Below are 25,499 nucleotides of genomic sequence, written 5' to 3' on the forward strand. Positions count from 1 at the left end.
CGATGAAGAAAAGGGATGAGGTCGACTAACCTGCGAGAACGTCGGCGGGGGGAGCCCAGCCCACGGCGCGGACGCGCTCCCAGCAGGCGGTCTTCTTCGCCCACTCGGTGACGTTCCCGCCGCTCGGGGGTGATGTGAGCACCCGCCGCACCGCCTTCGCGACGTCGGGGACCGCCGTGGCGATCGCCTCGGGCAACGTCTGCTCGCGCCAGAGCCGGTCCAGGTCGAGCCCACCGAGCGTGTGCACGATCAGCGACATGGTGTGCGCCGCGGTCTGCCCGAGGTAGCCTCCGAAGTTCTGCTTCTGGATGATCGACCTCACTTGGCGGAACACGATCCCCTTGGCGACCAAGTGGCGGAAGTACACGTCGTCGGGGGCTTCGCGCTCGGCCAAACCCTCGTCCGACGTCCAGGTCCGGAAGCACTTCTCAGCGCCCTGGCACACGACCTCCGGCCGGAGCGAGTAGGCGTACTCGTACTTCGCGGCGTCGGTCTTGCCGAACCGCTGCCGCACGGGGTTCTCGCGGTCGAACTTGCGCCGCGCGGCGGCGGTTGTGAACTTGTTCTTCTCGACGTCGTACTGCCCGCGCACACGCTCGTAGTACCAACGGGTCTGCTCGACGTCGACACCGAGAGGGGTCACCCAGATGGTGCGGGACCACCGCTCCAGCCCGACGTGGAAGCGGCTGTTGCCCTCGAAGTCGGCCGGGGTGACGGCGTTCTGCGAGTTCGCGTAGCGGGAGATCTCCGGGACCATGCTGTCCAGCCGGTCGTCGGGGATCAGAGTGATCTTCGCGGGTACGGTGACCTCGGACAGGTCGATCCCCTTGCGGGCCGCGTGGTGCAGCGAGGCCGTGGTCTGCCCACCGTTGACGATCTGCAACTCGGTCAGGCTGCGCAGCACCAGTCCGTTCGACGTCCGTTCGAGGTCCGCTGCGCGAGCGGTGGCGGAGACGCCGTTGTTGTAGGCCAGGAACCGACCGGGCTGTTCCTTGATCGTCTCCGCGATCCCCTTGTTGACCTTCCCCCGAGCCTGGAGGTAGGCGCGCACGTTGCGCTGGAGCAGGCGGCTGTGGTGTTCGTCGTACAGGTCGGCGAGCAGCTTCCCAGGCAGCATCGCCATCAGGCAGCGGTACCCGTCGGCCTGCTCGGGTGACTCCAGGCACTGCACCTCGTACCCCATCTTCGCGACGTCGATGAGGATGTCCTCCTGCTGGGCACCCGAGCTGATCAGCTTCTGGAGGCGGTTGACGTCCCACACGTTCACCAGGGTCGGGAGACCGGCGACGGTGGCCTCCTCCGCGCGGCGCAACCCGGTCTTCCCGTCGGTGAAGACGAAGATTTTGATCATCTGCAATTGCGGCCACGCACCGTGGATGCGCTCGACCATGTCGTAAGCCGGACTCGTCCGTTCCAGCTGCTCGTGCAGGCCGTTGCGGCAGAACTCCGCGAACGCGCCCACGCGGCGGACCAACTGGGTGAGCCGCTCACGCTTCAGCGACTCGGCGTCCAAGCCGTAGTCGGCCGCGACGAGGTGCAGGATCGTGCCGTCCCCCGTGATGTCGTACCCCGCGACCTCGACGCGGCGGCCCTGCCAGGGCACCAACAGGTAGCAGGTGTCCAAGTCGTCCAGCGCCCCGTCGTCGATCAGGTGCTCGCCGACCAGGGTCACGAAGGCGTCCCGCGCCATCAGCTCCGGCTCGGCCTGGACCCGGTCCTCCACCCTGCGCCGCAGCTCTGCTGCGAAGGCGGCGAGTTCGCCGTCCGTCACGTCGTCCCCCTGGTTCGGTGTCGTTCGATCACGAGTTGTGCCTTGCCGCGCGCTATGCGCCCGAGAGCTGCCAGCCTCGACCGCAACGGTTCCGGAGCCACGACCGCAGCGCCGGGGTGGTCCTCGCCCCACGCGGCGCGCTGCTCGAGCGGTACCTCGACGAGCACCCTGGCCAGTGCCGTGCTCTCCGCCATGTCCAGGCCGTCGAGCCCGAGCCAGCCGCCGCGCGAGAGGTATCGCCCGTCGCACCGCACGTAGAAGCCCTGGGAGGCCCGCCAGTCGACCGGGTCGCCGACCGAGGCCGCGTCATCGGCGCGCAGGAGGTCCGGGTGGGGGAGGACGCGAGGGCTGGCGACCACCGAGAACCCCGCGGCGGTCACCCGCTCCTCCCCGAGGTGTTGCCCTGCCGGGTTGCTCCACAGGAACGGGTCCTTGGCGGTCACCGCACGTCCGTCGACGTCGATGCCGATCTTGCGCTCCAACAGTTCGCCGAACACCACGCCGAGGTCGCGGACGCACCGGTCGAGGATCGTCCCGAGGTGCGCACGTGCGACTTGCGGCCGTGGGACGCGGAGCAGCACCGCCGACCAGCGGTCCGCGTCGACCTCGGGCAGCAGCCCCGCGGGGAGCCTCCGGGAGGTGCGGTGCAACCACCACGTGTCGGTGTCCACCGCGGAGGTGAGCACCAGGCAGGCCGAGGACGCGTGCGAGTCCCAGGTGGTGATCTCGCCGTACAGCGAAGCGGCAACACCGAGGGCCACCGATCCGCGCGACACCTCGCGGCCCTCGCAGAGGGTCGAGAGCAACGTGTACCCGGCGAAGGTCGCACCGTCGTGGACGAGCCCAAGCCTGGAACTCGTGCCGGAGCCCGCGCTCCTGATGCGGATGTGGCGGGCACCGGATCGCAACGCGCGGTCCACCAAGGCGATCAGCAGGTGCCCGACGGCACTGTCCCCGCCTGCGGCGCCGAGCCGTTCCACGAGTCCTGACCCCGTGGCGATCTCCGTGCCGGTCGGGCGCTTCTCGTGGACCGGTGTGCGCACGACGTCCAACCGACGGGTCGGACGTTCTGGCGGGGGAGTGGGAACGGGATCCGCGCCACCGGCAATCAGCCCGACCTCGGCGAGCTTGCCGATCAGGTTGCTCTTCGCCTTGCTCTCGATCTGCCGCACCCGTTCGCGGGTGACCGAGAAGTGCTCGCCAACCTTCTCCAGGGTGAGGTCGTCACCGCTGTCGAAGCCGAACCGCAGCCGGAGGACCTCGGCCTCGCGCTCCTTCAACCGCGACACGGCCTGGCGCACGAGGTCGGCACCCAGTGCGCGGTCCACCACGTAGTCGGGGTTCGAGTCGTGCTCGAACGGGATGGGCACCAGATCGGCGAGCGAGATCTCACCGTCCGCGCCCAACGGGGCGTCCAGGCTGATCAAGCCCCTGGACAGCCGCAAGCAGTTCACCACGTTCGCCGGGGAGAACCCCGTGTGCTTGGCGATGTCCGTGATGGAGACGTCGTCCTGTTCGAGGCGCAGCTTGTCCCGGACGGCACGGACCTTGCGGACTTCCTCGTACTTGTGGACCGGCAACCGGATCGTCGTGCCGTCGTCGGGGATGGCGCGGCCCATGGCCTGGTTGATCCAGTTCACAGCGTAGGTGGAGAACTTCAGCCCGCGAGAGCCATCCCACTTCTCGATCGCCCGGATCAGGCCGAGCACCCCGTGCTGGTACAGGTCCTCGTAGTCCAGGCCGGCACCGAGGTGCCTCGGGATGCAAGACCCCACGAGACCGGTGTTGTGCAGCACCATGGCGTCGAACGCCTTTGCCCGCTCGTCGTTGTTGCGCAGCGTTGAGCGGAACCCCCTGGGCAGTTCCTCCGCGAGGTCTCCACCGGTGGGCCGCATCAGCTGTGCCAACCCGACCTCTTCCACGGCCGTCAGCAGGCGCTTGGCGCGGTCTTTGCTCCGCATCGGCGCAGCGAGCACGGCGCGGGCGCTGTCGACGGCTGATCGGCCGGGCGTTGGCAGTCGTTCCGGTGCGGCGGGAGGAGGAGTGGTGAGCGTGCCGGTGGACACCACCTCCACCCACACGTCGCCGGCCGACTTGCGCGTGCGGTCGTCAAGCAGAGCAGGTGGTAGGGCGGACAGTGCCGTGGGACGGCCCGCACCGGAATAGGAGAGGAACAACCCGGAGCGGGTCGTCGGGCCGAGGACCCGCAGCGCGTTCTCGAACCGGAAGCGGTCCTCCACTTGGTCGAGTCCTGCCAGCACGACGTGGTCGAACCGCATCCCGATGGCGCTCACCCAGGTCAGAACCTTGACCCCGGGCTCGGACGTGGTGACCGCAGCGTGTCTCGGGACCTTGACGTCGGACAGGTGCCACTGCGTCCTGCCGCCGAACAAGTCGCCGATCCCGTTCTTGAAGGCTTGGACCAGTTCCCTGGTCGGGAGGAGCACCCCGATCTGCCGGTCGCGGTGCGCTTCCGCCTGTTCCACGACGAACCGGATCTCCTCGTCGACGTCGTCGTGGTCGAGCAGCACGGGACGTGGGCCGTCACGGCGGGAGGTGCTCGCGTGGGGGGATCCACCAGCGAGGTGCTCCAGCAGCGAGTGGACTTGTGCGGTGCCGCCGTCGACGTCGTGCAACGTGGTGGGGGTGTGCACGCCCAGGAGCGTTTCGAGGTCGTCGAGCGTGGTACCGGATTCGTCGACCACCTGCACGGGATCGACGAACACCGTCGCTTCGACGCTCAGCAATCGCAGCACCGCGTAGAAGTCGGGCGGTAGCTGCTGCCCTTGGACCACGATGACGTGCCGCCGCTTCAGCGGCCGGATGTGACGAGCTCGGAGGCGTTGCTCGAACTCCCAGAAGTCGATGTCGTAGTCGTCCGCTTCCGGTGCTCTGGTTTGCAGCACCGCGCGCCACACGTCGGCGAAGTAGGAGTGGTAGGTCATCACCGCGTCGCCGCGGCTCTCGAAGGGCATCAACGTGCGGATGCGGTTCTTCAGCACGCTAGACTTGGTGATGACGTGGAGTTCCTTGCCGTGCCCGCGCAGGCGGCGGTAGGTCGCGACCGCCTTGACCACCTGATCCACGCCGGGAACGGCGACCACCACGTCGTAACGGGGCGCTTCGTGGATCGGGCCGCGTAACGCGGCGCTCACAGCGCGTTCCCCGGAACGCCGCCGATGGTTGCTGCCAAGTCCTTGAAGAACCCGAACTCCGGGTCGACCAGCAGGCGTCGGTCCAGGAGCCTGTTCGTCGCCTCGCAGCTGGTCTCCGGTGCCAACGAGCACGCGTGGCACGCAGCCAGCGACAACCCGTCCGGCCCTTGCCCGGGGTGGTCCGCGCATACGGGGTCGAACGAGCACCACCGAGCTGCGGTGATCGACATGTCGAGGAGCCTGCCCAAGCGCGGGAACTCGCCCATCCTGACCAGGCCGCCCAGCGTGCCCTCGGAGTCACCGGCCGCGGTGTAGATCAGCACCCCGGCCATGGCGGGACCTGCGCCGTTCTTGGTCACGTACAGGCGCTCGCGCAACGCGGAAGTCGAGTAACCGGCTTCAAAGGCGGTGTTGCGCAAAAGGAGGTGGGCGAAGGTGTGCAGCAGCACGTAGCGCGGCGTGGGCTCGGAGAGCCACTTCGCGCCCTTGGCCCTGTGCCTCTCCACCAACTTCCGGCACCGGTCGACCACGGGACCGGACCGTTCCCAGGTGATCAGGGCCTCCTCGTCGAGCCTGAGGAAGAAGCCTTCGCCGAACACCTCGATGGCTGGCAGGAAGTCGCCCTCGTCGCTGAGGTTCGACGGTACCTTCTCCTGCATGGTGTGGCGCTCGAAGTGCGTCAGCACGCGGACTTCGCGAAGGCGGTCGACCAGCACGACGTCCGAGACCAGCGCGCCCCATCCGGTCGTGGCTCCCTCGGTGTCTCCCAGCGGTCGATCCGCCCGGCGCGAGATGAAGTAGTCCTGGGGGTCGTGGTTCTCCTGGGGGTTGATCAGGGCCGCCCACTCGTCCGGACGGATGTTCTCGGGCCCGCCCTCGACGGGCGCGCGCGGGTCCGTCGACTCCCGCGCCAGTGCGGCTTCCACCTCGGTGGGGGAGAGGCCGTACTTGCGGGCGGCGATACCGATCATCTCCTTGGCCAGCTCGTGGTTCGGCTCGCTGAGGAGGAACTTGAACTCGCTGCTCTTCCGGAGGGTGGTCAGCGGGGAGCTGACGGTGCTCCACGCCGAGTCGGGCGGGATGTCGATCGCGCTCTCCACGGTGGGGAAGTACACGCTCGATGCCCCGCGCTGCATCGCCACCACCTGCTCGGAGCAGATCACCGCGTCCCTCTGGTCCTGCCACGGCTGCCTGCCCGAGCACTTGCTGCCGATCTGGGTCAGGCCGATCCTCGTGGTCAGGCCGTCGAACGACCTCTCGCCGCCGCACGTCGCGCAGCGCACGACGAGCGAGTTCAAGCCGCCGCCGACGTTGGCCTTGTTCAGGAACTTCAGGTCCGGCCGCTGGCACTGGTTCTGGTTCCGGTCGCGGCGGATCGCGGAGTGCGCCCAGCGGACCCAGTCCACGTCCGACAGGTGCCCGTTGGCGCACACCGCCACGAACCGCATCGGGATGAGCTGCTTGCGGCCGGGGCAGTGCTCGCAGGAAGGTGCGCTGTTGGCGACTTCCTTCGTGTACGACCACCGGCTCATGCGCCGGCAGCTGGAGCAGAACAACCACTGGGGGAACCGGTAGTAGGGGATGGGCCAGCGAGGTGACGGTGACGGCGCCGCGAGTGCGTCCACCCCCAGGTAGGAGGCCAGGCGGGGGAAGTCGATGGCCACGCGCGGGCCGCGCCACCTGCCCGCGTCCTCCACCACGAACGACTCGCCGACGAGATCGATGATCGCGCCCGGACCGAACGGGCTGATGACCTGCGAGCGCCGAACCTTGCGCACGGTCACTTCCGAGCCCCTCTCACCTGGACTTGGATCTCCACGTCGACGCTGCGCATCGAGTCGAGCGTCGCCCAGCTCTCGCCCCGGTCGGTGAATCGCTTGAGCAGCTTGGGACGTTCGCGTCCGCCCTGGCTGTAGCGCAGGCCGCCGAAGGGTTCCGCGTCTACGGCCCGCTTCGCCCACGTCTCGATGAGGTTGTCCAAGTGGGTTCGGACCCGATCGAGCTCGGTCTCGTCGGCTCGTCCCACGCGATCGAGGAACGCTCGGACGAGCGCGACGAAACGCTCGTCGTCGCGGTCGAACGACGCGGCGTCCCCGTCACCTGACAGACCGAGTGCGTGGCGCACCAGCACGACCAAGTCCGCGTGGAGGGCGCGCAACCGCGCCGGCACCGAGAACGGGGTCACCGAGCTCGGTTCCACCCAGCGGTACAGGCTCGCGTGGTACGGGGTGAACGACTCGTAGTGCGACCGGTCGCGCGGCTTGGACGGCGAGTAGACGGTCACCACGAGACCGGGGCGGTCGGTGCTCCGGCCGACGCGGCTGGTCGCCTGGATGTACTCGGCGGTCGTCTTCGGTTGGCCGACGACGGTCATGACGCCGAGCCGGCCGACGTCGACGCCGACTGAGATCATGTTGGTGCTGGCCAGGAAGGCGACCCCGCCCGGGGCGTCGTGCGGCTTCTTGAGCCGGTCCAGGCGTTGCGGGATCTGCGCGGACGCCACGTTGCTGGTCAGCTCGACCACGTTGTCGTCGTCGAGGTGCCGCACGTGGTCCTCGGCCTGCGCGATCACCTTCAACCTCGACGGGATGTCGTCGGATGCCAGGTTGATGGTCTTGCCGAGCTCGCGGAGGCTGTTGTGGTAGACGACGAGCGTTGAGTAGGCGTCTTCCACCGCCGGTGTCAGTTCGACCTCGAGCGGGGCCTGCAACTGCGCTGCGGCGACGTGGATGAGCGCGGTCAGCGGTGTGTGCCCCTGCGGCATGACCCCCATGTAGGCGCGGCCGGGTCGTTCGCGGTCGGTGCGCACAAAGTACGAGTCGGCCGCGTCGACGCCGGCGGGCGGGAACAGTGCGACTGGGCGCCCGAAGACGCCCTTGGTCTGCTCGTCCGCTCGGCGGATGGTGGCCGTGGCGGCGACGATCTTGGGCGTGTTCCCCAAGTGCTCCATCAGCACGTCGAAAGCCGCTTCGTAGAGCCCCACGATGGTGCCGAGCGGTCCGGAGATGAGGTGGAACTCATCCTGGATGATCAGTGACGGCCCCGGGTCGGCACCCGTGCCGAAGAACACCCCGGCCTTCTCGTTCCACACCGTGCGGGCGAACTTGTCGACCGTGCCGACCAGCATGGTGGGTGGGTTGTCGTAGAGGTGCTCGTCCACGGAAGACATCGGCAGCTCGGTGTGGAACGGGCACTTGTCGTTCAGGCAGCGCACGCGGAAGGAGTTGTTGGTCGCTGAGATGCCCCAGCGCTGCTCGTCGTCCGGTCCGCTGGGCACGATCCGCGTACCGCACCACGGGCAGGACTCGATCTGGAACCCCTGATCGGCCGCGATGCCGTCACGTGCCCGGGCGAGTAATCGGCGGGCCTCCGCGTAGCTGTTGGGGCTGTTCTCGCCACCGACCCAGAGGCCGATCGAGACGGGGCGGCTGCCGAGCTGTTCCTCGGCGTCGCGGCGCACCAGCTCACAGGCGGCGATCATGGTCGCGGCGCGCTGGAACTGCTGGCTGGTGAGGAGGCGCAGGGTGTACCTGGTGACGACTGCCGTACCCGCTCCCGCTTCCCCCAGGGTCAGTCGTCGGTGGAGGATGGTGAACGCGGCGAGTCCGAGGTACGCCTCGGTCTTGCCACCGCCGGTGGGGAACCAGATCAGGTCGACCAGGTCGCGGTCCTCACCCTCCTGGACCACGCCCTTCACCGTCATCAGCAGGAAGCCGAGCTGGAACGGACGCCACGTGAGGTCGAGCGCGTCGTGGTCGACCCGCGGGTCCGGTGCTTCCGAGAGGGCGTGTGGCGATCCGCCGAGGCTCGGGTGGCTGTGCGCCATCTGCATGGCCATCACCTTGTTGGCCAAGGCGAACGCCTTGAGCGCCTTCTGGTCGTCCCGCAGGAAGGCGAGGCCTGCGAGCATGCGGTCCCGAGCTCGTGTCGCGCGGTCCCGCAAGCGGTCGGCTGCGGGGCGGAGCCGCGGGGCGAGATCTGCCGCCTGCGAGCCCCAGGTCCTCTCGATCCAGTCCGTGTAGCGGTCGACGAAGTGGGCCAAGGCGGCGAACACCGGCTCGGGATCGGTGTCGATCCGGGCGAGGTCCTTCAGGCGAACGGCGTCCGCCACGTCGGGCAGCTCGGAGGTGACACCGGGCACGACGTGCACGGGGAGGAACGACGTGCCGACCCAAGTGGGCTTCTCACCGGTGGTGTCCCAGCCAGCTGCGGTTCCGTGGCCGACGGCGTACACCGGCACGTCGTGGTACTGGAGTTCGAGTTCCTCCGCCTCTTCGTCGCTGTGGGCCCGCAGCTGCGCCGGGTAGCGGATGATGGCGCCCTCCGCGACAGAGCAGCGCAGCCCGACCTGGAAGAGGCAGTCCTCCGGGTTCACCGCTCGACGCTCTTCCTGCACCTTGCGGTTGACCAGCACGAGGGTGACGATCACGCCGTCGGGGTGCGGGCGCCAGGTGATCTCGACGCTGGCCGTTCCGCCCCAGACCTCCTCCTTGCGGCTGGTTCCCGAGAGCGGGGGTTCGATCAGCAGCGCCGCAGCCGCCACGAGGTCGAGTGGCTCACGCTGCCACTCGTCATCCGCGAGGCTGCGGTACCGCGCTGCTCGCACCTCCACGGTGATCGCGGACCGGGCCGTGGTCATGAAACTGATACCGGCAGAACTCGGCCGGCTCTGTCCTGCCAGCGTGATGGGATCCTCGTCGTCATCCTGGGGCAGCGCGCCCGCGTGCTCGTCGACTTCCTCTGCATCATCGGCCGGGCCACTCGCGTCGGTGGCGGATGTGGTGAGCGACAGGGGGAACAGCACTGCGGTCAGATACCGGTGCTGCGGTGCCTTCTCGTACAAGACCTCGTCGTCACCGTCGACCGGGCCGACCAACTGGTCGTGCAAGTAGCCGAGCACCCGGTCCCGGTCGGGGAACCCCGTGTTGTACACCCCGGTCACCGGTCGACCCCTGTTCCGCTGGGTTTGACCACCCACAGCGCGGCCTTGGCCCGGGTCATGCCCACGTACAGCTGGGCGCGCGCTGCCCGCTCGTCCGCCGCTTCGTCCACCTCCAGGAAGACGTACCGGCTCTCCAGCCCTTTGAAGTCGGCGACCTGCGCGAAGCCGACGCGTCCCCGGCCGGGTCGCCGCATGCGCATCAGGTCCAGCACGTCGACCCGCTCCAACCACTCAGCGGGCAACTCGGTGAAGATCGATGCAGTCAAGCCGTGCGGCGACAGCAGCACGACCTGTTCGAGCGGCACGCCGTGCTCTTCCAACTCGGCCAAGGCTGCCGAGACGACGGTGATCGACTTCTCGCGGTTCTCCTCGACCACCACGACCTCACGGCCGTGGCCGGCCGTTGTCACTCCCAGATCGGCTCCTGTCCGCTCCTGCGTGGCGCGGACGATCTCGATGGTGTTCCGGCAGTTGTCCATCAGGTCGACGAACGTCGGGCGGTGCGAGTCCAACCTGACCTTCGCATCGTCCTCGTAGCGCCCGACCAGCCCTCGTTGGTTGTTGGAGTCGAGGAAGAAGGCCCAGCGGCCATCGGCCAACCCGCCGACCAGCACGGTGTCCAGCACGTCGAGGTCGCGTTCGTTGATGACGTCCTGCGCCTCGTCCACCACGACCACGTCGAAGGCGTTCGCGTCGAGAGCGGGCACCTCGTCGAACGGGACCGCGGTGATGCCCTCCAAGTCCTGCTGCGATCGGATGAAGGCCGCCAAGACGTGGCTGCCGCAGGTGAGCAGGATGCGTTCACCGGAACCCCGGGCACGCCGGCACATCTCGACCGCCAGCATGGTCTTGCCCGTCCCGGCACCGCCCTCGAACACCAATCGCGGGTTCCTGCGGTGCTGGTCGAGTGCCTTGTACTGGCTCTTGGTGAGGGCGACGAGCTCTTTCTCCACCATGTCGTCGAGACGGCGCAGGGACAGCACTCGGTCGAAGTCGGGGCGGAGGACGTTGAGGTAGCGCTCGACGTCATCGGCCGACAGGGAGCTCCAGTTGCCGGGCTTGCTCTCCCAGAACGCGCCCAACCGGTCGAGGCAGTCCGCCCACCCCTCGGACGCCAGGCGAGCTGAGTTGATCACCATCTCGGGAGTCCACTCCACGCTGACCGCGTCGAACTCGCTCTCCGGGAAGACGACCCCGTACCCGAACACCGTGCGGTCGACCAACGCCGGGTCGGCGGTGGTGCGGCGGAGGACTTTCGCCAAGGCGAACATGCTCGTCTGGGCTTGGTCGAGCGGGCTCTCCTTGAGCCGGTGCCGCTTGCCCTTGAGGTCACGCGTGTGCCACACGTCCTTCTTCAGGAGGATCTCGCCTCCCTTGGCCTCCAGCACCAGCAAGCCGCGGGCACCCAGCAGCAAGAAGTCGATCTCGCAGACCCGCTTGCGGTCGTGCTCGGGCAGGTTGGTGCTGTGCATGGCGTATTCCCACCCAGCCACTTCGAGTGCGGCCAACTGGGAGAAGATCTCCTGCTCGGCCCGACTGGCACCGGGATGCACCGAATCCGGGATCATGCGCACGATAACCTGCCTGCTTTGCGACGAGTGGGGGAGGCGGTCGAAAGTGTGTTCGAGCAGTTCAGCGGAGTCCCCCTCATGGATCACCTAAGCAGTCGTGCGCGAACGATCCATCGCTCGTTCGGGTGACATGGTTACACGGCAAAAAATGCGAGCTTTAGTCACGTGTGCATGCCGGGGCCGCTGTCCGGGCAGAGTACTTCCAGCGTGCCTGCGAACCCGATTTTTGCGGTTCATGCTGTGTCGCCCAACTGGTGAAATACCCGTGCGATAGCACCTGTGAACAAGCTCGAGACGCTGAAGTCGTCAGTTGTTCGGACGCGGCGCGGCTACGGCCAATCGCGCCGTTGCGGCGCAACCCCCTGAGGCCGACTTCATCTCGTAAGCGCGCGGTATTCGCAGAGCGATGTCGACGGCTGTCGAGATGTGCCAGGGTGTCGGGGGTCGCAGGCAACATGAGGGCGTGTACACCTACCTGGATCCTGGCCCACCACCTCCTGCCCAGCCATCGCGAAGGTGATGCGCCGCATGAAGCGGTCCGGCACGCGACCCGAGCTGGCGTTGCGCAGTGCGCTTCACGGCCTGGGTTTGCGCTTCGTCGTGGATCGCGCTCCGCCCGGGACGGACCGCCGCAGGCGCGTTGACATCCTGTTGCGCGGTGCGCGGATCGCCCTGTTCGTCGACGGGTGCTTCTGGCACTCCTGTCCGATGCACGGTCAACTCCCGCGAGCCAACCGCACGTGGTGGCGGTTGAAGTTGCGGGGCGTCGTGTTGCGCGATCGCGACACGGACGCCCAGTTGACCGCAGCAGGGTGGTTGGTGGTCAGGGTATGGGAGCACGAAGACCCCGCAGAGGCGGCGGAGCGCGTACGCGGTTTGGTCGCGCTGCGCACCACACGGCCAGCCAGCTGATCCTGCTTGTCCGGTGACACTCGGAGCGAGATCCACAGCCAACCGCATCGTCCTCTCCCTCGTCAGCGGATCATCGCTGTTTCTGCACTCCGATTCGGGCTCATCTGCACTCGACCGTGGGCTGTGCCTCGACGCTGCGGTAACGGACTCACGTCAGCGAGGTTGCGTGCAGTCCAAAGGGGGTCGCGGTCGCTGAGACGACGAGAGCTTCTCAACAGGGCTGCTGGTCACATCGTCCGTTCCACACCGCCCAGTTGAGGGATCGTGTGGCCGACGGTCCAGGGGCACAGTGAAGCGGTGAACCTCCGCCTTGAAGTCCTGTTCCCTGCTCACGTGAATACCCGCGAGTACGCCATTGCCCATGCGGTGTGGAGTGCTCTCGACCCGACCGGGCCCATCGGGGACAGCTTGTTCCGCCTCAAAGCGGACTCTGACGACGTGGAGCCGAGGGAGGTATTCGACAAGGGTTTCCCTTGTAGCCCGTGAGTCCCGTGACCGGTGCTTGGCTCAGCGGATCAGGTGGGTGTCGGGGTGTAGACCTCGAGGTCGTTCAGCTGGCCTCCGGACCCGCGTCGTCATCGGCGTTGCTACCCGAGCGGGGCGGTGCCGTCGTACAAGTTGCGGCCACTGCCCGAGGATCGGGCTTCCGCTGAGGGCAAGGCAGTTTGGCGACGGCGATCCGGGGGTGGACAAAGATTTCCTGTGTCCACCCCCAGCGATGTGCCCACAGGGCCGGAACGAGAGGTCCTCGGCCGGGTTGCAGGAGGAGCCCAAGGAACCGCAGATGTCCAACAGGGTCGGAACAACACCTGTTTGAGCAGGTCAGAGTTGGCTCTTATCGTCGTTGCGGGGTTGGAACGGCCAGGTGGGTCGACACGCCTGTGCCGACCTCGTTCCGGGCTCAGCCGCCGTGGATGACGGTGCGGATCATGTCCAGGTCGGCCACGCTGACCGGGTTGTCGTGGCCTGGCATCCGCCGCTTGCCCGTCGAGGGCACCCCGGCGGCGCGCAGTGCCTCGCCGAACGCCTTGACCTCCCAACCGATACGCCTGGCCAGCTCCGATCGAGTTATCAGGCCGTGCTCGTCTTCACCGATCACGTTGGCCAGTAGCGTTAGCACTTCCGGTGGTTCGCGTCTCATTCCGGCGCCTGCGAGCTCTGATGCACCGGCAGTGGTGATGGCGACCTCTCCGGCCAGGCGCGAGGCTGCCACCGGATCGAGTACCGCCAGGTCGTGCTCTCCGGAGGCGTCCCCGGTCAGCGTTCCGGCCTGCTCTCGCAGCACTCGGCCGCGTTCGCACGCGGCGCGAATCGCGGTGATGTGCAGCAGGTGCGTGCGCACCGTGACCGCTTCCCCGGATGACAGCTCGGTCTCACCGTCGGCACCCAGCAGCAAACCGACGCCCTTATGGCTGGTCAGCAGCTTGGAGGCGTCCATCCCGGCCTTGTAGGTGCCAGCGCCGAGGATGGTCTCCGATGCCTGCCAGGTCATGGTCTTCAGCGCGAATCGCGTCCCGAGCTGGCCGCGCAGCCCGTCCGGGATGACCTGGGCGTCGGGCTTCTGGGCGGCCAGGACCAGCGAGTAGCCCGCGGCCGGGCCGGTCTTGGCGATGTAGGTCAAAAGTTCGCAGATGCGTGCGCCCACCTTCTTGCCCTTGGGGTTGTCATCGTCCAGCGGCACGTCCAAGCCGAGGAAGTTCTGGACCTCGTCGATGCCGATCACGGTCAGCGGCATCCCGTGGGTCGGGTCGCGAGTGATCTCCGGGGTGACCTTGGACTCGGGGCACAGCTCGTCATCCATCTCGGCGAGCCGGTCGAACCGGTCGGCCACGTCCGCCGCGCACTCCTCCAGCACGCGGATCAGCCGGCGGGCGTCCGTCTCGCGGGAGCCTCGGATGAAGCGGTGTGTCACCTGTTCGAACGGACGGAAGTCCTTGCCACCCTTGCCGTCGGCGATGATCAGCCGCACGTGCGGGTCCAACGCTGCGGCCGTGAGTGGCAAGCGGGCGACGAACGTCTTGCCTTGACGGGGGATTGCACCGATCAGCAAGGAAGTCCACACCACCGGCAAGTTCACGGTCGCACCGCGGGCGGTGGTGCCGAAGGGTACTGGCCGCCACAGGTCCCAGCTCGGCGCCGACGCGAGCGGACTGGGGATCGGGTCGGTGGCGTACGGGTCGGCGTCGCCCACCCACAGCGTCAGCCGCCCGGCGTGGCCGTCGTCGCCCCGGACGCGTTCCACGATCAGCCGCACCTCGTCCACCGCTAGTGCCGAGGCCAGGGCTTCCCGCTTGCCGATCACGTCGGATGCCTTGCGCGACGGCGGCAGGTCGAGCGTCAGCGCCCACCCGGCACCGTCGTGGCGCGGAGCCTTGACCAGCATCAACGACTCATCGCGGCCGATCAGCTTGGCGTCGCGGAACGCGGTGACCAGGTGGTCGCCGTTCATCAGCCACGCCAGCGACCGCGAGCCCAAGCGGGTGCTACGTCCACCTGCGCCCTCCCGGCGTCGACCTGCCACCGCCATGACCGCAGACATCGCGCCGGCAGCGACCAGCAGTGGCAAGGAGCCGACAGTCAGTTTGGCGACCAGACCAGCAAAGCTGGCCGCACTTGCCCCCGCCAGGGAGATCACGCCTCGACGGCGGCGTACGACGGCGATCTCCTGCCACTTGTCGGCCAGCAGGTCGGCGGCCTTGGCCGCCTCATAGAAGTCCGTCACCCGTACCCAGGCCCACCAGGCACGGGCCGATACCGCCAGGCCGCGCCCAACCGCCACCGGGTAGCGCATAGGCACCAGCAGTACTTGGTTCACCAATGCAACCCCGGCTTGGCGGGCGGACTCGGGGGTTTGCCACTGGGCGGGCAGGTGGGACACCGCCGACTCGGCCAGGCGGCGGAGGCGGGAACGCTGGTACTCGGCTTCGGTGATCAGCTCGCCGTCCAAGGCAGGTGCGGCTGCTTCCACCGCACCTGCGTCCTCGGCGCTCGCTTCGACCGGGACGTTCGGGAACGGGATCAACTCGCCGCCCCTGTCGCCCTGGATCGTCAGGCTCATGCTGCACCCCTGCGGAGGGCATCACGGACCTCGCGGGCCGCGTCGGTTCCGCACCCGAGCGCGTCCCGCAGTCGCGTCGCGGACGGGTTGGCGGACAGTTGGCCGGCGGCGATCATCCAGCGGGCGCGGTCTACCAGTAGGGCCACTCGGTCGCTGGTGGCCCTCTGTTGCGTCACTGCTGTGTCGGGTGCGTTCTGCCTGTACTCCGGGGTAAAGGAGGTAGGAGTAGGGCCTACCGGTAGGCCGTGGTCGAGGTCGGCGAACGCCGTCCAGATGATTGGCAGCACTGCCACGGCGCCGACCGCGACCAGCGAGCCGATGGCGTGGGCGAGGAGCTGCATCGGGTCGAACCGCGTCCACGGCACCGACACCCATGGCAGATACGGCCACACGTTCAAGGTCAGCGTCACCGCCAGCGCCCCGTACTCGACCACCGCCAGGTGGGGGTGGTGCAGCACCCGGCCGCGGGTCGCCAGGAACGCCCGCGCCCCGACCACCACCAGCAGCACCGTCGAGATCACGGGTTCCACCGCCCAGGCGCCCCACCACGCGGCGGTGTGTTCGACCATGCCTCGGGTGAGCGTGTGGTGAACGCCGGTGGTGGACCACGCCAGTGCCCCGACCAGTGCCGTCAGTGCCGCGGCGGTGAGCACCAGGCGCACCCGCGATGCCTGCCATGCCCGTGCGGCCGGGTCTTGGGCGAGGGTGTGCAGGCGGGCGGCTTCGGCGGCGCGCTTGCGGCTGCGCCGGACCCGGTTGGTGTCCACCAGCAGTGGCGCGGCGTCGGACTGCAGCTCCAGTAGGAGGTGGGCTTCGTCGACCTCGGCGCGGAGGTCGCGGACCCGCTTGGTGGCCGGTGCGATGGCGGGTGGAATCGGGTCGGCTGTGGTCGGGGCGTGGGCGGCGACGTATTGAGTCGAAAGTGATCGCCTTCCGGTAGGTTGATCGCTCGTGATCGGGGTCGAGGGTGCGCACCGGTTGTCGCCTGCGGAGCGTGAGGTGCTGCGCTTGCGGGTGGTGGCGGCGTTGGAGTCCGGGGCGGTCGCGGGCTATCGGCAGGCGGCGGAGGTGTTCGGGGTCTCGGAGCGCTCGGTGGGCAGTTGGTGGCGTGCCTACCGGCGGGACGGCCGTGACGGCCTGGCGACCCGGACGGGAAGGCCCGGCCCCGCCGAGCTGATCGGTGCGGAGGATCGGGGCACGCTGTTCGCGGCGATGGCGGACTACACGCCGGAGGAGTTGCTGATCGGAGGGTCGCTGTGGACCCGTCAGGCGGTGGTCGAGCTGATCCGGCTGGTCGTCGGGGTCGAGATGACCGAACAGGGCGTGGGGTTGTGGCTGCGCCGCCATGGCTTCACCCCGCAGCGTCCTGCCCGGCGGGCCTACGAGCAGCAGCCCGCCGCGGTGCGCGCATGGCTCGACGACGAGTATCCGGCGATCGAGGCCAGGGCGAAGGCCGAGGGTGCCGCGATCGCGTGGGTCGACCAGTGCGGGCTGCGCTCGGACGCCGCACCGCCCGGCCGGTCGTGGGCGCCGAAGGGCCGCACGCCGATCGTGCGGGTGACCGGGAAACGGCTGCGGGTCAGCGTCATGTCCGCGGTTGCCTCACGCGGCGCGCTGTGGTTCACCGTGTTCACCGAACGCTTCACCGCACCGGTGTTCATCACCTTCCTCGACCGCACGGCCCGCCAGGCCGACCGGAAGGTCCACGTCATCGCCGACCGGCACCCGGTCCACCGGAGCAAGGCCGTCCGCGCCTGGCTCGAGGCCAACGCCGACCGGGTCGAGTTGCACCTGATGCCCGGCTACAGCCCCGAGCTCAACCCGGACGAGTTGCTCAACGCGGACATGAAACGCAACGTCAACGCCTCCCGCGCCCACAACGTCGACCGACTCGCCCACGAGACCCGACGCTTCCTACGACGCCGCCAACGCCAACCGCACATCGTCCGCGGCTACTTCCAGGCACCGCACGTCCGCTACGCCGCCATGTAGGCAACCGAACACTTTCGGCTCAATAGGTCAGTTCGCCGAGCCTGGTCGTCGCCTCGCGCAGTGATGCGGTCATCCCGGCGAGCGGCAGTTCCGGGTCGTCGGCCAGCAGCGCGGCGACGATGCCCAGCGCGAGCGGCAGCCGTCCGCACAGCGCGGCGATCTCCCGCGCCGCTTCGACGTCGGCGTCGATCCGCTCGTCGGCCGGGTCGGCGGCTCGCAGGACGTTGTCCAGCATCGCCACCGCCTCGGCCTCGGGAAGTACGTCGAGCGGAATCCTCCGTGCGCCCTGCACCCCACCCAGGGTGTGCCTGCTCGTCACCAGCACCCGATGGGTCGTACCGGGCGGCAGCAGTGGCTTGACCTGGTCCGTTGACGATGCGTTGTCCAGTACGACCAGCACCGGCGCGGTGCGCTCGGCCAGCCTGGTGCGGTAGAGCGCCTCCCTGGCCGCCTGCTCCGCAGGCACCTGCCCGGCCGGCACGCCCAGCGCGTGCAGGAAGACCGCCAGGGCCGCCCGCGGCTCGACCCGCGTTCCGGTCGAGTAGCCCTGCAGGTCGATGAACAGCACACCACCGGGGAACAGCCCCGCCTCGACGGCGTCGTGCGCCGCCCTGACCGCCAGCGTGGTCTTCCCGACGCCCGCCAGGCCCATGACAGTGGACACCACGACCGGCCGCGCGGAGCGCAACGCCTCGGCGACCAGCGCCAGGTCGGCCGTCCGGCCGGTGAATCCTGCGTCCACCGGCGGCAGCCCCGCTAACGCGGTCACCGCGGGCACCTGCAGGTGGACATCCGCGGCCTGCAGCACGAACCCGTGCACGTCCCCGGTCAGCTCGTTGTGCACAAGGTCCGTTGTACCGCACGACCCCGTCCTGAAGGCGGAAAACAGATGTCTGGCACCTGCCTGAGGCATCAAGTGATGGGGCACAGGAGGGAGAAAACGAAGGAGAGTTCCTTATGCCGCAACGGGGTTGGCGTGACCTGAACTGCGCTAAAAGCAGCTAACCCGAAGTCTCCGGTGACTGTTTTCGCAGTTCAGACCTTGATCGAATCCACCCTGGGGGGAGTCTGTGCGGCTTACCGCGTGAATAAGTGGTCGCCTCTTCAGGTTTGGCTGGAGTCGGCCTGGTGGAGTGCGGCTGCATCGTATCGCGATGCTGTTCAGGGTCGCTGTTGGGATTTGGGCGACATCGAGCGGCTGGCCGCTGGCGCGGGGCCGGTCCAGGCGGCGGTCAGCAGTGCCCGTATGGGCGGATGACCCTGGCGTGCGTGGGATCGAGCAGCTCGGCCAGGCGCGCCGCGCTCGCGGTCTGCGGACCGTCTCCGTGCGCGAGGTCGAGAGCCTGCGTCACTGCTTTGTCATCAGGCTAATCGGACCATCCCCGCGTGCGCGGGGTCGAGGCCCGGGTTCGGACCGTGCCGTCCGGGTTCTTGGGAACATCCCCGCGTGCGCGGGGTCGAGGCGTACGTGGGGTCGAGCAGGTCGGGCCGGGGCGGTCGATGATGTAGCCGGGAATACCCCGCATGCGCGGCGTCGAGGTGGCCGAGCACCAGGCCCGGACCGTGGACAACGGAACACCCCCGCGTGCGCGGGGTCGAGCTCACCCGAGACACATCGAACACACGATGAACGGGAACATCCCTGCGTGCGCGGGGTCGAGAGGGCTGCGTGTTCGAACACGGCGCAGTCGTCGGGAACACCCCCGCGTGCGCGGGGTCGAGGCGGTCCAGAACCACCCGCGGTACTGCGCTACTGGGCCATCCCCGCGTGCGGGGTCGAGCTCAACGAGGCGCTGAACACCGGCATCACTCTGGGAACACCCCCGCGTGCGCGGTGTCGAGAAGCCGATCCAGCAGGCGGTGCAACAGAGGCTGGGAACACCCCCGCGTGCGCGGGGTCGAGGTCACGTCCACGTAGACCGCGCCCGTGGTGGCGGGAACACCCCCGCGTGCGCGGGGTCGAGTCGCCCATGCGGGGGCCGTCCGGGACGATGCAGGGAACACCCCCGCGTGCGCGGGGTCGAGGTCTACCACGGCGCGCGCGTCCTGGTCGTGGACGGAACACCCCCGCGTGCGCGGGGTCGAGTCAGTGATCGTATGTGTGTCGGTGTGAGGTGGCGGGAACACCCCCGCGTGCGCGGGGTCGAGCGTCGCCAGGGTGTTCCCGAGGGCCCAGCCCTGGGAACACCCCCGCGTGCGCGGGGTCGAGCCGACGGCCACGCTGAACCCGTTCTGGTCGGCAGGAACACCCCCGCGTGCGCGGGGTCGAGTACCGGCTGCTCAAGGGTCGCCGCGTCAAGCAGGGAACACCCCCGCGTGCGCGGGGTCGAGGCTTCGCGACCAGCAGCGTTACGAACCGTAACGGTGTTTTTCATTCACTCCGGTTTTCGCAACTTCCCATCGCCGTACCCGCATGCACCTACGGTCCCACAGGTCTGCCCGAGGGGACGGCACGGCCCAGTGGGTCACTTGGTCAGGATCAAGTGACCGAGCAGGAGGGAGTGGATGAAGGAGACTTCGTTGTGTCACAACGGGATTGGCGTGACCTGAACTGAGCTCAACGAAGCCAATTCGGAGCCTCTGACGACTGTTTCCGCAGGTCAGGCCTTGATCGGGTCCACCCTGGGGGTCAAGGGGTCGCAGGTTCAAATCCTGTCGTCCCGACGGTCTGAAGAAGCCCGCTCGATCTGGATATTTTCCCAGGTCAGCGGGTTTTTTCGCGCGATAGAGATGATCTTCATTTGGTCACGTACTGGTAACTCTGCGATCTTGGTGAACACTGTTTAGGAGCGAAATCAGGAGCGAGTGGCTCCGGATCTTTGACCAACGCCAAATGGGGTCGCCTCGAACGGGTGAATGTGGCCAACCGCCGCCAAACATCACCCGTTGGAGTGAACCGGCGTCAAGCCCCGCCAACCGCCCGGACCCGACCTGACCTGGGTCGTAGGCTCGCCGGATGACCGGAACCGACGCGATCGTGCGCAGGCTGCGGGTGACGGCGGCCGTGGTGGTCGAGGTGACCGACCCTGCGGCGTTGGAACGGGCGGCGCTGCGGCACGTCGACGAGGCCGACTACTGCGTCGACGACAGCGGGTCGGCCCTCGACGAGGTACGTGCCGAAGAGCGGGACAGGGTGTGCGGTGATTTCAGGGCCGCGCTATTGGAGTTGGTCGATCCGTACCTGATGGTCGACATCGAGGGTGTGGAGTTCTCCGGCTCCGAGTGCGAGGCAGTGGAAGTCGACGAACACGACCGCCCGGTCCCGTCGTGGCCGGACTTCACGGCTCTGTTCCCCGTGTGCGGATGCGACGTGCCGGACTGCGACGACTGCGCGTCCGGCCACCTGACGCCGCGGACGGCGGCGGTGCTGTGGGGGATGGCCGGGCTGCTCGCCGACCACGCCTACGACGACGTGATCGAACACGGTGACGACCCGGTGGATCCCGATGACCCGATGTGGTCGGTGTTCCACGAGTTTCCCAGGATCACCTGGCGGCAGGACGCGATCTGGCGTCGGCGGGCGGCCCGCGCCTTCGACGATCTCGCCGCCGACCTGCTGGCCGGGCGATGGCCGCAGCCGACGTGCCCTGCCGAGGAGATGGCGCTGCACCTGATGCTGCGCTACGGCGAGGAGTTGACGGACGACGGCGCGTCCGGCCTGGACACCCACTTCGCCCACCTGCCCGAGTGCGACAACGACCTGCGGTGGACGCTGCTCGCGGACGTGCTGTTCAAGGACCACGACATCCTCGAACTCTTCGACCTGGGCCGCGACGGCATCGAAGACCCCGACGACGAGCAGAACCGCGGCATCGGCATGGGCGACTACACCCCACCTGCCTGGTTCACCACCTTCGACCACATGACACCACGCGACCCACGACGCCCGTTCCGCCGCTGAGAAAGGAGGTCAGGAGTTGGCAGCGTGGCGCCGCAAGAAGGCGGAACCATCGGATCAGGAAGCCCAAGGCGCCTCTCGTCCGGGTACCGGTGAGGTGGTTTCCAATTCCGTGCACAACGTCATAGGCAATGTCCTCCAGGCCAGGGACGTCATCGTTCAGGGCGACCTGATCATGTCCGGGGCGCCAGTCGGCAAGCGGCGTTCATCCCAGGGCGAGAGGGAAGCGCTCGGACGGACCGTCGAGCGGCATCGTCGTCGCAACGGGGCGACCCGACCGCGGTTCATGGCCGTGCATCCGGCGGTGCAGGTCCTGGTGGGATGGCTGGCTGCGGACTCGCGGCAGGTGCTTGTCGTGCACGGGCGGGCAGGTTCGGGGAAGAGCAGCGTCGTAGCCGATGCCGTGACGGAACTGATCGAGGCCGGGTGGACGGCCGGGGTGGTCCGCATGGACGCGATCAGGCAGGTTTCAGCCTCGGCTGAGGAACTGGGTGGTTCCTGTGGCCTGCCGGATTCCCCGGTCGTGGTGGTCGACGAGACCGCCGGTGATGCACGGCGTGTGGTCGTGGTCGACCAGTTGGACGCGGTCAGCACCTACAGCGGTCGGATGCCGGACAGCTACGACGCGGTAGCCGAAATGCTGGAGGAGGCGGAGCGGCATCCGCAGGTGAAGATCGTGCTCGTGGTCAGGACGGTCGACCTCGAAGCCGATCCGCGCATGCGGTCGCTGCTGTCCGACGAGTCGCGGGTCGGCAGCATGGAGATCGCCGACCTTGAAGCGACCGCGGTGAAGGCCGCCCTCCAAGCCGGTGGTGTCGACGTGGCGTCGATCCAACCTCCTACCTTGGAACTGTTGCGCCTGCCGCTGCACCTCGCCGTGTTCAGCAGGCTGTCATCCAAGTCCCAGCGTCTGACGTACCGGACATTGCCCGACCTGTACGAGCAGTTCACCACCCAGACCCGGCAAGCGGTCGAGACGGAGCTGGGCGGCTTGGACTGGGCCACGATCACCACCACCCTCGTGTCGCACATGAGCGACAACGAGGTGCTTCAAGTACCTACAGCGGTGCTCGACGAGGTGCCTCGCCGGCAGGTGTCGGCGTTGGCGTCCGCCGGTGTTCTCCTGGACGACACGGTGACCATCAGCTTCTGTCACGAGACCTACTTCGACTTCATGTTCGCCAGGGCCTTCGTCGCGCGGGGAGAGAATCTCCATGAGTTCCTGGTGCGGTCCGGCCAGCACCTGTTCCGGAGAGCGCAGACCCGCCAGGTGCTGGAACACCTTGCGGGCACCGACCGGCGAGCCTTTCACGCGACCGTCGGCGAGCTGCTGGCCAGCACCACCGTCCGGTCACACCTCCTAGATGTGGTCGTCGGCGTGCTGGGCGGGATCGATGCCGATGGTGACGATTGGTCGGCGCTCGAACCGCTGGCGTTCGGTGGTTCCCGGCGGAGCGGGAAGCTGACCGGGCTGTTGTCCTCGGCGCGGTGGTTCGACGCGGCAGACCGGGCAGGCCGCTGGGAGGTGATGCTCCGCGATCCCGACAGGGTCGGTGCGGCCAACCAGTTGGTCATCGCGGCCAGGGAACGGCCGAAGCGCGTCGCCGAACTCGTCCGTCCCCACATCGGTACCTCGCAGGAGTGGAACAACCGGCTGAGATCGATGGTCGAATGGTCCCTCACCCCCGGGCTTGTGGACCTCACCGTGGAACTGGCCGAGCAGGGCCTACTCGACCACGCCCGCGGCCCCATCGCGATCAACAGCGACTTCTGGAGCATCCTCTACGGCCTCAAGGACGACGAGCCACGTGGAGCCGCGCGCATCATCGGCGCGCACCTGCGCCGTGCACAGGTACGCGCTCAGGAGGACGGCAGCCCCGACCCGTTCGCCTCGGGACATCTCAAAAGCGGCTCCAGCGGCGGCGCGTCCACGGTAATCGACATCGCCGAGGCCGCACCGGAACAGTTCCTCGTCGAAGTCCTCCCGTTCCTGGTCGCCGTCATCCAGGCCACCGGCTTCCGGGACGATCCAGAAGAACTGCTCGTCAGCCCACGATGGCGCTATCGCGTCATCGAAAGCAACCCGCAGATTGACAGCGCCCTGTTCACCGGTGTCGAAAAAGCGTTGTGTGCCACCGCCTCCCGCATGGTGACCGCAGAAGACAACGCGATCAGGACCCTCGCTGGCAGCGACCTGGAGGCACTACGCTTCCTGGCCTGCAGGGCATACACCGCCGGTGCGGAACAAGCCGCCGACGAGGCAGTCGACTGGCTGCTCTCCGACCCCCGTAACCTTCGTCTGGGCTGGAGCGACAGCCCTCGATGGGCCACCCGTCAGCTCGTCGAAGCCGCTTCACGCCACTGCGACGACGACCACTTGGCCGCGTTGTGCCGAATGCTGCTCCAGTACTACCCGCCGTGGGAGACCACGGTGCACGGCCGCTCCGCACACGGCTACAGCCAATACCAGTTACTCACCGCGATCGACCGAGAGCGACTGCTTCCGGACTGCGCACGCCGCATCGCGGAACTCAAACGCCGCTTCCCCCACGACCCACCTACGGCACCCCAACCGATGATGGCGCACTTCGTCGGACCACCCGTGCCCGAGAAGGCATCCGGGTTCATGACCGACCAGGACTGGCTACGGGCCATCGGGAAGTACCACGACAACACCAGGAACTACTCCACAACCGCGGCGGTCGGAGGGGTTCTGGAACTGGCCCGGATGCTCGGTCGCGCGGCCCAGGTAGAGCCGGAGCGCTTCACCCGCCTCGCCCTGACCTTCGACGCCGACATCCCCGCCCACCACATCGTCCACGTCGTCGAAGCGGTCGCCGGCAAGATCCCGACCCCGCTGCTGTCCGAACTCTGCGCCCATGCCCATCTCGTCGCGGGCCCGGCGGCAGGCCGTGCCGTATGCCGCGCGATCCAAGCAAATCCGGGCGACATCGACGAAGTCCTACTGGGACTACTGGCGCACTACTCCCAGGACAGCGACCCCGAACGCGAGACAGCACGCACCGCGTCGCGACCCGGCCAGTGGTACTACAACGGCGACCTTCACACGGCTGGCATGAACTGCACGAGAGGTGCAGTCGCCGAAACGATCGGCCAAGTGCTCTTCGCCCGACCCGAGTTCGGCAACCGCCTGCTGCCCACAGTGGCCCGATTGGCCAACGACCCGATCATGGCCGTCCGCACACAAACCACCGAAGCCGTCCTCGCCCTGTTCAACACCCACCCCGAGGAAGCGCTGAACCTCGCAAACCAACTACTCAGCGAACCGAAGATCGACATATTCGACTCCGATCCGGCCACCCACCTGCTGACCAGCGTGGCACTGCTCGAACCACAGCGGTTCGCCGGACACCTCGCCCGGGCCTTGGCGGGACCGGAGGCGATCGCGGAACGCGCAGGACACGTTTGGGCCAACGCCCTCGGCAATGATCGTCTTGACCCCTCCATACCCGCAGATCCGGACATGCTCGCCGTCGCAGCCCGACGAGGTGCCGCGACCACTTTGGCCACCGCTCCCGGGGTCAGGCCCGATCTCATGACGCGCTTCTTCAACGACAGCGACGCGACCGTCCGTGAGGCGGCGGCGGCAGCCGTCACCTCACTCGACCAGACCGACACAGCCACCACGCAGACCCTCGTCACGGCATTCACCACGAGCGCGGCCTTCACCGAGCACTTCGACAACCTGTTCCGCGCCTTGGAAGACAGCCTGGCGCTACTCCCCGAAGCGATCCTCGATGCCTGCGACCGAGCGATCGACATCGCCGGCGGAGACCTAGGCGACATCAGGACCGCAACCGCCGCAGTCAGCCATGACATGGTCACCATCGTGCTGAGGCTCTATCGGCAGGGACACGACGACGTCCGCAGCCGATGCCTGGACGTCATCGACCGGATGTCCGACCTCAACGCCTCCGGGCTGTTCGGCGACTTCACATGGGAGCGCTAACTGCCACAAACCGCGCCCCGACAACCTCTCCCGCGACGGTGTGAACGAACCAGTCCGGCTGTACCGGCACTTGCCCAATTTCCGACCGAACTGCCGCGAACACCTCGACACCCAAGAGCACCCGTACATGCTCGCACCGCCCACAACCAGCTGTGCCGGGCCGTTCTAACTGCCCACGCCGCAGGAAGCCCTGACCCTGGCGAGGACGGTCTGTCAAATGAGCGGTTATG

Annotated in this window: 13 protein-coding genes and 1 CRISPR repeat array; of the genes, 4 read left to right on the plus strand and 9 right to left on the minus strand. The window is 68.0% G+C overall.

Going from position 1 to position 25,499, the window contains the following annotated elements; all coding sequences use genetic code 11:
* Positions 1-25: 25 nt before the first annotated feature.
* From ABD223_RS22345 to ABD223_RS22365, 5 genes are read right to left on the minus strand one after another with little or no spacing between them, the layout of a single operon-like run.
* Positions 26-1,771, minus strand: a complete 1,746-nt coding sequence (locus ABD223_RS22345; protein ID WP_344038317.1) for an AIPR family protein — start codon at positions 1,769-1,771, stop codon at positions 26-28.
* Positions 1,768-4,926 carry a sigma-70 family RNA polymerase sigma factor gene (locus ABD223_RS22350; protein WP_344038318.1) on the minus strand — a complete coding sequence of 1,053 codons (3,159 nt, stop codon included), beginning with the start codon at positions 4,924-4,926 and terminating at the stop codon, positions 1,768-1,770. The genes ABD223_RS22345 and ABD223_RS22350 overlap by 4 nt, the downstream gene beginning before the upstream one ends.
* The gene (drmB, locus tag ABD223_RS22355) at positions 4,923-6,710 is read right to left on the minus strand and encodes a DrmB family protein (protein ID WP_344038319.1); all 1,788 of its coding nucleotides are present in this window, start codon (positions 6,708-6,710) and stop codon (positions 4,923-4,925) included. The genes ABD223_RS22350 and drmB overlap by 4 nt, the downstream gene beginning before the upstream one ends.
* Positions 6,707-9,826 (minus strand): helicase-related protein, encoded by a 3,120-nt coding sequence (locus ABD223_RS22360; protein ID WP_344038320.1) that lies wholly within the window; start codon positions 9,824-9,826, stop codon positions 6,707-6,709. The genes drmB and ABD223_RS22360 overlap by 4 nt, the downstream gene beginning before the upstream one ends.
* Before the next feature lie 38 nt (positions 9,827-9,864).
* Complete coding sequence (locus ABD223_RS22365) at positions 9,865-11,436, minus strand: nuclease-related domain-containing DEAD/DEAH box helicase (RefSeq protein ID WP_344038321.1); 1,572 nt, start codon at positions 11,434-11,436, stop codon at positions 9,865-9,867.
* 522 nt (positions 11,437-11,958) lie between these two features.
* Here ABD223_RS22365 and vsr point away from each other — a divergent pair.
* Complete coding sequence (gene vsr, locus ABD223_RS22370) at positions 11,959-12,351, plus strand: DNA mismatch endonuclease Vsr (protein ID WP_380647192.1); 393 nt, start codon at positions 11,959-11,961, stop codon at positions 12,349-12,351.
* Between the two features lie 901 nt (positions 12,352-13,252).
* On the opposite strand, the gene ABD223_RS22375 is transcribed toward vsr, so the two are convergent.
* Positions 13,253-15,409, minus strand: coding sequence for a cell division protein FtsK (locus ABD223_RS22375; protein WP_344038323.1), 2,157 nt, complete (start codon positions 15,407-15,409; stop codon positions 13,253-13,255).
* Positions 15,406-16,176 (minus strand): hypothetical protein, encoded by a 771-nt coding sequence (locus ABD223_RS22380; protein ID WP_344038324.1) that lies wholly within the window; start codon positions 16,174-16,176, stop codon positions 15,406-15,408. The genes ABD223_RS22375 and ABD223_RS22380 overlap by 4 nt, the downstream gene beginning before the upstream one ends.
* Before the next feature lie 232 nt (positions 16,177-16,408).
* Between ABD223_RS22380 and ABD223_RS22385 the strand changes: the two genes are divergently transcribed.
* Positions 16,409-17,401 (plus strand): IS630 family transposase, encoded by a 993-nt coding sequence (locus ABD223_RS22385; protein ID WP_344038325.1) that lies wholly within the window; start codon positions 16,409-16,411, stop codon positions 17,399-17,401.
* A 19-nt stretch (positions 17,402-17,420) separates the two neighbouring features.
* Here ABD223_RS22385 and ABD223_RS22390 read toward each other — a convergent pair whose 3' ends face one another.
* Both ABD223_RS22390 and ABD223_RS22395 read right to left on the minus strand, forming a co-directional pair.
* The gene (locus ABD223_RS22390) at positions 17,421-18,245 is read right to left on the minus strand and encodes an NB-ARC domain-containing protein (protein ID WP_344038326.1); all 825 of its coding nucleotides are present in this window, start codon (positions 18,243-18,245) and stop codon (positions 17,421-17,423) included.
* 970 nt (positions 18,246-19,215) lie between these two features.
* Positions 19,216-19,732: a CRISPR direct-repeat array (repeat unit 28 nt; unit sequence GGAACACCCCCGCGTGCGCGGGGTCGAG).
* A gap of 314 nt (positions 19,733-20,046) precedes the next feature.
* The gene (locus ABD223_RS22395) at positions 20,047-20,181 is read right to left on the minus strand and encodes a hypothetical protein (protein WP_344038327.1); all 135 of its coding nucleotides are present in this window, start codon (positions 20,179-20,181) and stop codon (positions 20,047-20,049) included.
* Positions 20,182-20,357: 176 nt separating this feature from the next.
* On the opposite strand from ABD223_RS22395, the gene ABD223_RS22400 reads away from it, so the two are divergent.
* Entirely contained in the window at positions 20,358-21,302 is a 945-nt protein-coding gene (locus ABD223_RS22400; RefSeq protein ID WP_344038328.1) for a hypothetical protein, read from the plus strand.
* Positions 21,303-21,318: 16 nt separating this feature from the next.
* Positions 21,319-25,269 carry an nSTAND1 domain-containing NTPase gene (locus ABD223_RS22405; RefSeq protein WP_344038329.1) on the plus strand — a complete coding sequence of 1,317 codons (3,951 nt, stop codon included), beginning with the start codon at positions 21,319-21,321 and terminating at the stop codon, positions 25,267-25,269.
* Positions 25,270-25,499: the final 230 nt, after the last annotated feature.

The sequence above is a fragment of the Saccharothrix xinjiangensis genome (assembly GCF_039527585.1).
Lineage (GTDB): Bacteria > Actinomycetota > Actinomycetes > Mycobacteriales > Pseudonocardiaceae > Actinosynnema > Actinosynnema xinjiangensis.

Bases quoted from the DNA above. Each gene is read 5' to 3' on its own strand.
- ABD223_RS22365 (WP_344038321.1), bottom strand. From the start codon at position 11,436: ATGATCCCGGATTCGGTGCATCCCGGTGCCAGTCGGGCCGAGCAGGAG.
- vsr (WP_380647192.1), top strand. From the start codon at position 11,959: ATGCGCCGCATGAAGCGGTCCGGCACGCGACCCGAGCTGGCGTTGCGC.
- ABD223_RS22375 (WP_344038323.1), bottom strand. From the start codon at position 15,409: ATGAGCCTGACGATCCAGGGCGACAGGGGCGGCGAGTTGATCCCGTTC.
- ABD223_RS22400 (WP_344038328.1), top strand. From the start codon at position 20,358: ATGACCGGAACCGACGCGATCGTGCGCAGGCTGCGGGTGACGGCGGCC.